Consider the following 12,577-nt stretch of genomic DNA (forward strand, 5'->3'; position numbering starts at 1 on the left):
GGCAAGGGGTCTCCCGTTAAATCAAAGATTATAACGGGAGACCTTGCTCTCATGGAGTCAATTGATGCCTTTAATGACTTGGCAGTTGTGGTTAGCCCACAAATAAATCACAGATAATCCTTTACTTTGGCAAAAACATCAAACTCAATTATCCCCCGGAAGAACCGCAGCAGCTTGGAGCGAAGTAATGTTTGCGATTGAAGTAATGTTTGCGATTGGTACACCTACTCGTTCACCCAAACTGCGTGGAAAATCCCCAGGCTGGCAAAAAGGCAAAAAGAGGAATAAGAAACTAAGGTGTCCTATTGTAAAAAAAGGCCAAGGTACCTTTGAAAGCAAAAATAAAACGAATAAATTTAAAAAATTACCCTGATTTTTATAGAAATTTCGCAACGATTTCAGTTTTAATTTACCCCAGAGATTGATTCATTATTCAAGCTTTAGAGCTAATTTGTAAAGTAAATATTAAGAAGCCTGAAAACCTTGCTATGATTGTCTTTTTGGTATTAAATAGTTCAATTGTTCTAGTTTAGCGCAAGCCTTATCCTACAAGGATTACAGCGAGTTTACAAATCAGCTCTTAGTCTAAACTCCAGTGGACTAGTGGAAGCAATGCCAGAAAGTGGAGGAGGTCGGGAAGTCATTGACAAAATTGCCAGGACTTTCCAAGCAATTAATCGGCTATCTCCCGAAGAAGTGGCTGCCATGCTAGCTCAGATGAAGGAAAACTCGTAAAAGTCTATGACGTTTCAAGTTGTTTATAAATCCATAAAGTTTATGAAACTTACAACAAAACAAATAGACCAATATAACAACCAGGGTTTTCTGTTAATTCCCGATTTATTTTCTCAAGAGGAAGTCTCGCTGATGCAAGCACAGCTACCCGGTTTAATGGCTGAAGATGTACCAGGGCGAGTGCTAGAAAAAGATCGTAAGACGGTTCGCGCTTTACACGGTTGCTATCTGTTTAACAAGGTTTTCCACAACTTAATCCGAGAACCGCGCTTGCTCGAACCTGCCCATCAGCTTCTTGGCAGTCAGGTGTATCTTTACCAATTTAAGATCAATTTAAAAGCAGCTTTTGGTGGAGATGTATGGCCTTGGCATCAAGATTTTATCTACTGGCACAAGGAAGATGGAATGCCACTACCCAAGGTGATTAGCCTAGCAATTTTATTGGATGATCTCAATGAATTTAACGGACCGATGATTTTTATTCCAGGTTCCCACAAACAGGGGATTCTCGATCTAGAAGCATCGGTATAAAAAACTGAAGCTAATCCTGAAACAGCAGATTATAAAGTGAATGTTAGCGCAAATCTTAAGTATTGTATTCCCCCACAAACTGTTACACAATTAGTTAAAAAAATTGGAATTTTAGCCCCGAAAGGTACGGCTGGGTCTATACTGTTGTTCGAGAGTAACGTGGTTCATGGCTCGGTTACCAACATTTCTCCTTTTCTCCGCCGACTTCTGATTATTACTTACAACAGTGTAGAGAATCTTCCCGTTTCTGTCGATCGGCCCAGACCAGAATTTTTGGTCGGTCGCGATTATAAGCCACTGAAACCTCTAGCTGATTCTGAAAGCCTCTTGTCTGCTAAATAAAAACGATAAAAATTAGGAATGGTTTCAAAAAAATGGATAAGTCTTCGTCAGATTGTTTTTTAACCACAGACAAACAAGAACTCCTCAAACTCCTGCTCCATAAAAAAGGCTTGCGTCAAGGGTCGGCCAAAACGATAACTCGCCGAACCGATCCTGGACCAATACCGTTTTCCTATTTTCAGGAACAACTGTGGTTGCTCGCACAACTTAATCCGAAGGTTCCTTTCTATAACGAGCCCGCAACAGTTCATATTCGGGGTCAATTAGATGCGATCGCACTCTCAGAAAGCCTGAAGGAGATTATCCGCCGTCACGAAGCTTTACGAACTAACTTTATGATTGTGAGCGGAGAACCCGTTCAAATTATTGCTCCACCACCTGACTTTAAGTTGACAAGGATCGACCTGCGGGAATTTCCGAAAAACAAACGGGAAACTGAAGCGCGACAACAGGCAACTAATGAAGCTCAAAAACTATTCGATCTGAATGCTTCTGGGCTACTAATGCGAGCCATCTTGATACAGCTAACAGACCAAGAGTATCGGTTATTTCTAACCTTCCATCATATTGCCATTGACGGGGTTTCCCTGTATGGTATTTTTCTGAAAGAATTGGCAACCCTCTACCAAGCCTTTTCCTCAGGTCAGCGATCGCCCCTTCCCGAACTCCCCCTACAATATGCAGACTTTGCCGTGTGGCAGGGACAGTGGATGCAGGGCGAAGTGTTGTCCCAGCAACTTGACTATTGGAAACAAAAACTCAGTGGCGAACTGCCCATACTTCAGTTACCCTGCGATCGTCCCCGACCTCCAGTACAGAGTTTTCGAGGTGCGAAGCAAAAGTTAACCTTGTCTAAAAGTCTGAGTGAGGCACTCAAAGCCTTCAGTCAGCAGGAAGGAGTAACGCTATTTATGACATTGTTAACAGCCTTCAAAACCTTGCTCTATCGATACACAGGGCAGGAAGATTTGATGGTTGGTACGGCGAGTTCAGGTCGCCATTCCCCAGAAATTGAAAACCTGATTGGCTACTTTGTGAATATGCTGGTGTTGCGGACAGATTGTTCGGGCAATCCCAGTTTTCGACAGTTGCTCGATCAGGTGCGAAAAGTCCTGTTAGAAGCCTATGCTCATCAAGATATCCCCTTTCAAAAACTTGTGGAGACACTCCATCCCTTACGCGACCTAAGTAAAAATGCTCTGTTCCAGGTGATTTGTACGATGGAACCACCACCACCAGCCTTTGATTTAGACTGGACTGTCAGCTTGCAAGATGTGGATAACGCTACGTCAAAGTTTGATTTATTTCTAAATCTAGAAGACAGACCGGAAGGAATTATTGGTTACCTTGAGTATAGCACAGATTTGTTTGATGCTGACAGGATACACCGGATGGTGGCTCATTTTCAGACCTTGCTAGAGGGAATCGTTACCAATCCCAACCAAAGCATTTCTGAATTACCTCTGTTAACCGACAAAGAGCGTCATCAACTGTTAGTGGAGTGGAATAATACCCAGCTTGACTATCCCAAAGATAAGTGCATTCATCAGTTGTTTGAGGATCAGGTGGAAAAAACACCCGATGCAGTGGCGGTGGTGTTTGATAGGGAGCAATTAACTTATCGGGAGTTGAATTGTCGGGCGAATCAATTAGCACATTATTTACAATCTATAGGAGTTGGCCCCGATGTTTTGGTGGGGATTTGTGTACAGCGTTCTCTTGAGATGGTGGTGGGATTGTTGGGCATTATCAAAGCCGGTGGGGCTTATGTTCCCCTAGACCCAGGTTATCCGATTGAGCGCATCTCCTATATGCTGGAAAATTCTCAAGCTTCAGTACTATTAACTCAAAAAAACTTGGGAGCTGGATTACCGGAAAATAAAGTGCAAATCATTTGTTTAGATGCTGACTGGAATCTAGTTAGTCAAGAAACTGACTTAAATCCCAACTGTACTGCTGATCAGGAAAACTTGGCTTATGTAATCTACACTTCTGGTTCTACAGGTAAGCCTAAAGGTGTAGCAATGAAGCACCTTGCCTTGAGCAATTTGATTTTGTGGCAACGGTCAAACACAACAGTTTCACCAAAAGCAAAAACCCTGCAATTTGCACCAATTAGCTTTGATGTCTCCTTTCAGGAAATATTTTCAACCTGGTGTGGGGGTGAAACTTTAGTCTTAATCCCAGAAGAAGTGCGACGAGACCCTGTTGCTTTGCTACATTTGTTAAGAGCAAAACAAATAGAAAGACTGTTTCTTCCTTTTGTTGCCTTACAGCAGTTAGCAGAGACCGCTCAAACTTTGGGATTGATTCCCACCAGTCTGCAGGAAGTAATAACAGCAGGGGAGCAGTTGCAAATTACTCCAGCGATCGCTAGCTTTTTCTCCCAGCTAAAAGATTGTTCCCTTCATAATCATTATGGACCATCAGAAAGTCATGTAGTCACAGCATTCACCTTAACCGGTTCTACTGACAATTGGTCAGCACTACCACCTATTGGTCGTCCCATTGCTAACACTCAGATTTACCTATTAGATCAATTCGCACAACCTGTACCTGTGGGAATTCCTGGTGAGTTGTACATCGGGGGAGTTTGCCTAGCCCGAGGTTATCTCAACCGCCCTGACTTGACCGCAGAACGATTTATTGCCAATCCCTTTAGTCAAGAACAGGGGTCGAGCCTTTACAAAACTGGGGATTTAGCCCGTTATTTACCCGATGGCAATATCGAATATCTGGGTCGCATTGATAATCAGGTCAAGGTGCGGGGTTTCCGGATCGAACTTGGAGAAATTGAAGCAATACTTGCCCAACACCCCAACCTGCGGCAGACTGCAGTGATTGTCCGAGAAGACCAACCTGGGAATAAGCGCTTAGTCGCTTATGTTTGTCCAAATCAGGGGCAAATCCCGACTTCAGGTCAACTGCGTCGCTTTCTTGAGGAAAAGTTACCAGACTACATGGTGCCTGGGACTTTTGTGACGTTAGAAGCTTTACCCTTAACACCCAGTGGCAAAGTCGATCGCCGGGCTTTACCTGCCCCTGATGCTTCCACTCTCGCCAATGAAACCAGTTTTGTTGCCCCCCGGGATTCGGTAGAACTGCAACTAGCGCAAATCTGGTCAGAGATTCTTGGTGTTTCTCCTATCGGAGTTCACGACAACTTTATTGAATTAGGTGGTCATTCCCTATTAGCCACCAAAATTATCGGGCTAGTGCGCGATCGCTTCCAGGTAGAATTAGCCCTGAATTGCTTGTTTGAGTGTCCCACAGTTGCTGAGTTAGCCAAGGAGGTTCTTCAGGAAGAGGCATTAACTATTGTACCACCCCTACAACCCATTTCACGAGAGCAAACCATTGCTTTATCTTTTGCGCAAGAACAACTGTGGTTTCTCAACCAGTTAACCCCAGAAAAACCAGTCTACAACGAAACCTTGAGCATTCATCTAGGTGGAGATATAAATATTCCTGCCTTGGAAGAAAGTCTGACGGAACTCATCCGCCGTCACGAAATTCTGCGAACGACCTATCGAGTCCTTAATGGTCAACCTTGCCAGGAAATTCATCCACCATCTGTATTTACTTTACCAATAGTCGATTTGCGGGAATGGTCAGAAACCGCAAGAGAAAGAGAAGCACTGCGTATTGCCACCGAACAGCTTCGCCAAGGATTTGACCTCACCCGAGGACCCTTGCTGCGAGCTACTCTGATTCAGCTTGCTTCAGACAACTATCGGCTCTACTTCGCTATTCATCACAGTGCTATAGATGCCGAATCATTTGTGCATATTATCCAGGAATTAGAAATTATTTATACGGCATTTTCTCAAGGTTTACCCTCACCTCTGCCAGAATTACCCATACAATATGCCGATTTTGCGGTTTGGCAACGCCAGCGGTTACAGGGAAAAGTTCTGTCCCATCAGCTTGCCTACTGGGAGAAAAAACTAGAAAATTTACCCCAGTTACAACTTCCCACTGACCGTCCTCGCACTCCCCAAACCACTTTTACCGGTTCATTTCTTCGTCACCGACTGCCCTTTGACCTAATCGAAAAGCTCATTTCTCTTAGCCGCAAAGAAAGTGTTACCTTATTTGTGACCTTCGCCACAGCAATCAAAGTTTTGCTTTATCGCTATTCGACCCAGGAAGATATTGTTCTAGGTACTGTTATTTCCCAACGGGATCGACCGGAGTTAGAAGGAATCATTGGAAACTTTCTCAATGCTTTAGTCTTGCGTAGTGACCTCAGCGGCAACCCTAGTTTCTGCGAACTGTTAAAGCGAGTCCGGAATGTTTGTTTATCAGCTTACTCCCATCAAGATCTGCCGTTCCAGAAGGTGGTAGAAGCCCTTCATCCCGATTACCAAGTCAACCAAAATCCCATCTTTCAGGTGGCTTTTACCATCGATCCACCTCTAGTAACGGAAGACAAGTTAGGATGGAAAGCGTTTTACTTTGACGTAGATCCTGAGATTTCTAAGTTTGACATCACTTTCTATCTCTTAGAGGAAGAATCGGAGGGAATGGTTCTTCTGACTGAATACAACACTGATTTGTTTGATGCCACTACAATTAAGCGGATGAGCGGCCATTTGAGTACAATGCTCGTGGGAATCGTTACCAATCCCAACCAAAGCATTTCTGAATTACCTTTGTTGACTGAAAGTGAGCGTCATCAGTTGTTGGTAGAATGGAATAATACTCAAGCTGAATATCCCAAGGATAAGTGCATTCATCAGTTGTTTGAGGAACAAGTAGAAAGAACACCGGATGCAGTGGCGGTGGTATTTGAAGAGCAAAAATTAACTTATCACGAGTTAAATTGTCAAGCCAATCAACTGGCGCATTATTTGGAAAATATGAGGGTAAGACCAGAGGTATTAGTGGGCATCTGTGTCGAACGTTCTCTGGAGATGCTGGTGGGATTATTGGGGATTCTTAAAGCAGGTGGGGCTTATGTGCCATTAGACCCTAATTATCCTACCGAACGCATTGCCTATATGCTGGAAGATTCCTCGGTGCCAGTTTTGTTAACACAATCTAAGTTGCGTGATCGACTTCCAGAAACACAGGCTCAGGTGGTATTGTTGGATGCAGATTGGAATGGGATTAACTCAAAATCCCAACAGAACCCTGTTCATCAAACAATACCTAACAACTTGGCTTATGTGATGTATACATCTGGTTCAACGGGCAAACCGAAAGGAGTTATGGTTGCTCATCAAGGATTGTGCAATTTAGCTTTCGCTCACAATAGACTTTTTGATGTCGAGCAAAACAGTCGCATTCTCCAGTTTGCGTCTTTTAGTTTTGATGTTTCAATCTGGGAAATTGTGATGAGCATTTGTTCTGGGGCGCGACTATTTATGGGAACGACTGAATCATTGCGACCCGGAGCAGAGTTAATAGAGTTATTACAAAAGCAAGCCATTACTCATGTCACTTTGTCACCATCAGCGTTCTTCACTTTGACCAATCAAACTCTGCCAACCTTAGAGAATATTATTGTGGGCGGAGAAGCTTGTCCCAAAGAGTTGGTAGAGCAATGGTCAGTGGGTCGGCGCTTTTTCAATGGCTACGGACCGACAGAATCTACTGTTTTTGCAACTGTAGCCGAATGTACCAACATCAATCACAAACCACCGATCGGTCGTCCGATTGCCAACACCGTTATCTATATCCTGGACAAACATCTCCAACCCGTACCCATTGGTGTACCCGGAGAACTCCATATTGGTGGCGTGGGTTTAGCCCGAGGCTATCTCAACCGTCCCGAATTAACAGAGCAAAAGTTTATCCCTAACCCGTTTAGCAATAAACCCGGTTCTCGCCTCTACAAAACTGGGGATTTAGCTCGTTATTTACCCGATGGAAATATAGAGTTTATTGGACGTATTGATCATCAAGTAAAAATTCGAGGTTTCCGCATCGAACTTGGAGAAATTGAAGCAGTACTTGCCCAACATTCCAAGGTGCGAGAAGCTGTAGTCATTGCCCGCGAGGACATTCCAGGAGACAAACGCCTGGTTGCCTATTTAACTACCAATGACGCCAAAACTACAATCAATGATTTGCGTTCCTTCCTCAAAACTAAGCTACCCCACTACATGATTCCTGCTGCTTTTGTCTTTCTCGAAGCAATGCCCCTGACTCCTAACGGTAAAGTCAATCGTCGTGGTTTACCTGTCCCCGATGCTTCAAGTTTGGTTCCAGAAAGCAGTTTTGTTGCTCCCCGGGACTCGGTGGAATTACAACTAGCTCAAATTTGGTCAGATATTCTCGGTGTTTCTCCCATCGGAGTCCGAGATAACTTCTTTGACCTCGGTGGTCATTCTCTGTTAGCAGTGCGTCTGATGGCTGACATTGAGAAAGAATTTGGCAAAAATTTATCTTTAGCCGCCCTTTTCCAAGGCGCTACCCTAGAACAATTAGCCATTCTACTGCGCCAAAAAACTGATACTCACTCTTGGTCTCCCTTAGTTGCTATTCAACCCCTTGGAAACAACTCACCTTTGTTCTGTATACCTGGTTCCGGTGGCAATGTGGTCTACTTCCACCAACTCGCCCGTCATCTGGGAAATGACCAACCTTTTTACGCCTTGCAACCCCCCAGCTTAGATGGAGTGTCGGAACCCTTTGGTAGTGTTGAAGAGGTAGCCGCTTACTACCTCCAAGCCATCCAATCCCTTCAACCCTCTGGTCCGTACTTCCTCGCAGGTCATTCCTTTGGGGTTATGGTTGCTTTTGAAATGGCACAACAGCTACAACAGTTGGGAGAAACGGTCGCCCTCCTCGCCCTATTTGACCTTCCCGCCCGACTTCCTAGTAGCGCCCCCAAACAGCTAGATTGGGATGATGCCCGATGGTTGACTAATATTGCCCATATCCTCGAAATGTTATCTGGGAAAAATCTAGAGATTTCTTATGAAACCCTCAAACCTCTAACTCCATTAGCCCAATTAAACCATCTCAAACAACAGATGGAAACCGTCAATCTGTTGCCACCTAATTCAGGAATTGAACGAGTGCGTGGGATTGTTCAAACGATTAAAGCTGATGAATTGGCTGTTATGAGTTATCTCCCACAAGCAGGTTATCAAGGTCGGATTACCCTGTTCCGCACCAGCGAAGTTTATCAGGATAAATTGGGAATGCTTGGTGAAGTTCCCACGGATCCAACTTGGGGATGGAATCAGCTTTCTAGGCAACCCGTGGAGGTTAATGTTGTTCCTGGAAACCATACTACTATGTTGAGTGAACCTTATGTTCAGGTGTTAGCTGAACTGTTGAAACTTTAGCCGATACCGTTGGGTGGTGTTGGCAAGAAGCCCGCGTTGTCCCGTTAGGGCAACGTCGGGAGTATGTCACTCAAAACACTTCTTTGTTTGGGACTAGAGTTGACTATTCATGCTGATGCTGCTTGGAGTGCTTACTTTGCTGTCATGATTCGGGAAATGGTTCAAGACTCGAACCAGACAATGTACATCAATTTCACAAGGTTATACCGCTGCGATCGCGAGGCCAGTAGATTATGAATGCTTTACCAATAATGTTCTCTCTGGGAACAACCCCCCAATGGCGGCTATCGTAGCTGTTTTCCCGGTTATCACCTAGTACCAGATAGGAGTTAGGTGGCAGTGTCACCGGTTTACACAAATAGGGTTGCGGTACAGATTTACAAGCATTCATCACTGTTGGTTGACCATCAGCAATATAGTCTTCTGCTAATGGTTGATTATTAATGTAGACCTTTCCATCTTTAAGTTCTACTTTGTCACCTGGTAAACCAACTACACGTTTAATAAATGCCTGCGTTAAGTTTTGCTTTTTGAGAGTATCAGTAGGGTTAAATACTATGATATCTCCTCTCTCTGGATCTTTGAAGCGATAACTTAACTTTTCAATAATCAGGCGGTCATTAATTTGGAGCGTAGGTAACATCCCACCAGCAGGTATGTAGCGAGCTTCTGCAACATATGCTTTCCAACAAAACTGCAAACCAAACTCACAAATACCAAAAATCATTAGGAGTAAAGAAATGGTTACTATAAAATTTTTCGTTCTTTCTCTACGAACTGGTGAAGCCGAGTAAGCATGATAAGCAACAAAACCGGAAAAAATCAGTGGCGCTAAGGGAAAAAATCCTAAAACTATAACAATAATAAAGAATAAAATACCCAGCCCAAATTTCTTAATGTATAAATGCCCCAAACCAGGCCAACCAGGTATTACTCCTGATAAAAATACAGCCAGCCAGGGGTCTTTGTCTCTTTTTCTCAATTCTTCAAAGCTTGCACTATTCGCTTTTATGGCACATTGATGAGCATCAAAGAGATTCCATAACCAGAGCAGCATCATAGCTAACCAGCAGAGGAAGCCGATTACCAATTCAACTTTAGGAGTTAAGATTAGAATTAATCCCAAGTAAAACAGTACATTTATAATAGATATTATCCACAATCCTCTAATAATTTCACCGGAGTATATCTGCCCAAGCCCAGGCAAAAACTTTGATAAAATTACAGCTAACCAAGGTTCTTTTCCAGATAATGACTCGTCATTAATCAGATTTTTTCGACTTTTATTAGCATTATTATACTTATAACTTTTAGCATTGACAGCACTCTTGGGCTGTTGAACTATGCTGTCTTCTATAGGTACATCATTTGAAGTGGTATTATCCGACGACGATATCGGTACCGGGTTGAAAGCAGCAAGGCTCTCTGGTACTCCAACAATTTGATTGTGATCGTCACTTTCGTTCGTTTCGATCTGCTCTTGAGTGCCTCTGCTCAATAGCTCTCCTACTTTGGAGTCATCAAAATTTTTTTGGTGGAGTACTAACTGGATTGTTTCACGCCAATCTGGGGAGTTTTTACCCAACTGACATCCATAAACCTTGACGGTTCTAATCGATTCAACTTCCAAAGCGATGATTTTTTTACGAAGGAAAGCTACTAATTCTTCTTGATTTGGTACTTGAGTTGACTCTAGCAACACAGACAAGCAGTCATCTCTGAGTTTAACTTTAGCTCTAATGCCTTTGGATTTGAGAGAATGGTTGATTAATGCCGCGATCGCTTTTGGATTGCCTTGCTTAGCTAATCCGGTAATGTTCTGATGGCTCATTATTGTAAACTATCGCAGTGATGCTTGTAAAAATCTACTCAATTCAATTAAATTGAAATCAAAGTTTGAGATAAATTAATCTGCTAAAAGTTAGATTTATTAAAAATTTCAATTTTTTGGATACATGAATTTAAGTTAAATTCTGGCTGAAGTTCCCCCGTACACATGTACTAAATAAGTCCAAAAGTACTGCCAATCCTAGCTTTGAGGGTTGTAGAACAACAGTATTACTGGGTACAGACTGACGAGGGAAAACGGCTGAACCTATTGCTATGAATAAATTGTAGCGTACTCGTGCAATGAAGGGTGTACACTGTTGCCATTTATTTTAGCTTAACTTGCGACAGTTCAATGCAACTCCTCCGCCATGTAAAAACTTGTTTTTGGTTAGGGTATGCACTACAATGGGAGCTTAGACTAAAAACCGGTAATCCAGCCGAAACTCCCACTAAACAAGGCTTAGAGAGATTTGTACCCAGTAGTACATTAGTTCTACACTATCAAAATGTAAGCGCAGTAAAGCTTTGAGAGACAGGTAGTACGTTTGTATGGGGGAACTTCAGTTCTGGCATTTTGGTCAGTATAACTGTTAATAACCTTTTAGGTTTTGAGTATTTTTCTGTTGGTTCTATGGAGCGATTTCAGATTTGAGGGTATGGAGATCACGAATTCTAGGATTAAGCCATTGCCTGGTCATTGCCGAGAGTTCGATTTCTGCGATATTGAGCCAGGAGCTATGTTTGGGGCTGTGGTGGATTTTAAGTTTTTTAGTGCGATGCTCCTTGGCCTTGGCCAAAAGGCCACGCTACGCGAATGGGCCACGCTACGCGAAGGTCGCCGCTTCGCGAACGCATTATCTTGTCGGTTGGATTTCACGAAGCTCAACCCAACATCATCGATCTCGGGCAACAAATAGCATAAAATCAAGGCAGGAGCAACGAGCTATGATCGGCGAGTCATAGCCATTACCCCGTTGACCGTAAGTTCGGGGAGAATGCCTAAGCTTGGTAGAATTTCTTCTCCTGAACAGACTATGGGTAGGTCATCTCCCTGCCAGACCCAAATCTGCTGACGAGCGAAATCTATTAACCAGGCTAATTGTGTTCCATTACTGAGGCAATGCAGAATCTTGTTTTGCAAGTTTAAAGTGCTTTGGTCAGGGGAACGAATTTCTATCAGCCAATCGGGTGCTCCATCAAGGGGTCCGTCCTGATCAGGAAGATGATCGCAAGCAACGATAGCAATATCTGGCACTGGCGAGTAGGGAGGTATGATGCAGCGTAGCTCCTGCACCGCTTCAAATCCATTGGTACGATCATTAATGTAATTAACCAGATTGCGTTGTAGGCGCGAGTGAAATAGGGTTGGCATTGGTTTTTGGACTGCTCGCCCATCAATTAATTCCCATGCCGGAGAAGCCTCAATATTGGCTTGAGTGAGGAATTCTGCGAGGGCAATCCTTGGGATCGACTGGGTCATAGCTACTTACAAAATTTCACTGGTTCAGTTTATACCAACCACAGTACAGGCCAAATCTTGCCCAAGGTTGCCCAAGAGAAGCACGCTTCCCTTGCCCGATTACAGACTAGGGCGTGTTTTCAAAGTTTTACGCAAGATTATGATCCCCCCCAGCCCCCCTTAAAAAAGCTATGCTTTATAAACATCTTTCTTAACATAAAACTTGACAAAAAGAGTCAAGTGTGTGTTCTTGCTAGAATCGCCTCTGGCATCTATTATCACAAATATGGAACAATGGATATTGAAAGAGCTAGGAAGAACAGATTTAGGAGACAAAAGAAGAACTAAAAGGTTCATGGAAATTGTCTCTAATTTAAGC

General features: G+C 43.3%; 7 protein-coding genes and 2 pseudogenes. 6 read left to right on the plus strand and 3 right to left on the minus strand.

Going from position 1 to position 12,577, the window contains the following annotated elements; genetic code table 11:
- Positions 1 to 52: 52 nt before the first annotated feature.
- From F6K64_RS39240 to F6K64_RS33080, 5 genes and pseudogenes are all read left to right on the plus strand, one after another.
- Positions 53 to 373: pseudogene (locus F6K64_RS39240) on the plus strand (hypothetical protein); the annotation flags it as partial.
- Between the two features lie 239 nt (positions 374 to 612).
- A complete protein-coding gene (locus F6K64_RS33065; protein ID WP_287267589.1) occupies positions 613 to 735 on the plus strand; it encodes a hypothetical protein in 123 nt (40 codons plus the stop codon).
- A 42-nt stretch (positions 736 to 777) separates the two neighbouring features.
- Positions 778 to 1,266 (plus strand): phytanoyl-CoA dioxygenase family protein, encoded by a 489-nt coding sequence (locus tag F6K64_RS33070; RefSeq protein ID WP_287267590.1) that lies wholly within the window; start codon positions 778 to 780, stop codon positions 1,264 to 1,266.
- Positions 1,267 to 1,302: 36 nt separating this feature from the next.
- Positions 1,303 to 1,608: a phytanoyl-CoA dioxygenase family protein gene (locus F6K64_RS33075; RefSeq protein ID WP_287267591.1), complete on the plus strand. Its 306-nt coding sequence runs from the start codon at positions 1,303 to 1,305 to the stop codon at positions 1,606 to 1,608.
- 32 nt (positions 1,609 to 1,640) lie between these two features.
- Positions 1,641 to 8,909 (plus strand): non-ribosomal peptide synthetase, encoded by a 7,269-nt coding sequence (locus F6K64_RS33080; protein WP_287267592.1) that lies wholly within the window; start codon positions 1,641 to 1,643, stop codon positions 8,907 to 8,909.
- 193 nt (positions 8,910 to 9,102) lie between these two features.
- On the opposite strand, the gene lepB is transcribed toward F6K64_RS33080, so the two are convergent.
- The 3 genes and pseudogenes from lepB to F6K64_RS33095 all read right to left on the minus strand — a co-directional run bounded on the left by lepB (position 9,103) and on the right by F6K64_RS33095 (position 12,219).
- Positions 9,103 to 10,740, minus strand: coding sequence for a signal peptidase I (gene lepB / locus F6K64_RS33085; RefSeq protein WP_008189639.1), 1,638 nt, complete (start codon positions 10,738 to 10,740; stop codon positions 9,103 to 9,105).
- Positions 10,741 to 11,377: 637 nt separating this feature from the next.
- Positions 11,378 to 11,506, minus strand: a pseudogene (locus F6K64_RS33090) (IS630 family transposase); the annotation flags it as partial.
- A gap of 176 nt (positions 11,507 to 11,682) precedes the next feature.
- On the minus strand, positions 11,683 to 12,219 hold the full coding sequence (locus F6K64_RS33095) for a Uma2 family endonuclease (RefSeq protein WP_287267594.1): 537 nt from the start codon (positions 12,217 to 12,219) through the stop codon (positions 11,683 to 11,685).
- 265 nt (positions 12,220 to 12,484) lie between these two features.
- On the opposite strand from F6K64_RS33095, the gene F6K64_RS38570 reads away from it, so the two are divergent.
- Positions 12,485 to 12,577: IS4/Tn5 family transposase DNA-binding protein (locus F6K64_RS38570; RefSeq protein WP_353813585.1), on the plus strand; the 93-nt coding region annotated here is incomplete at its 3' end.

Source organism: Moorena sp. SIO3A2 (assembly GCF_010672265.1).
GTDB classification, from domain to species: domain Bacteria; phylum Cyanobacteriota; class Cyanobacteriia; order Cyanobacteriales; family Coleofasciculaceae; genus Moorena; species Moorena producens.

Bases quoted from the DNA above. Each gene is read 5' to 3' on its own strand.
- F6K64_RS33065 (WP_287267589.1), top strand. From the start codon at position 613: ATGCCAGAAAGTGGAGGAGGTCGGGAAGTCATTGACAAAATTGCCAGG.
- F6K64_RS33070 (WP_287267590.1), top strand. From the start codon at position 778: ATGAAACTTACAACAAAACAAATAGACCAATATAACAACCAGGGTTTT.
- F6K64_RS33080 (WP_287267592.1), top strand. From the start codon at position 1,641: ATGGATAAGTCTTCGTCAGATTGTTTTTTAACCACAGACAAACAAGAA.
- lepB (WP_008189639.1), bottom strand. From the start codon at position 10,740: ATGAGCCATCAGAACATTACCGGATTAGCTAAGCAAGGCAATCCAAAA.
- F6K64_RS33095 (WP_287267594.1), bottom strand. From the start codon at position 12,219: ATGACCCAGTCGATCCCAAGGATTGCCCTCGCAGAATTCCTCACTCAA.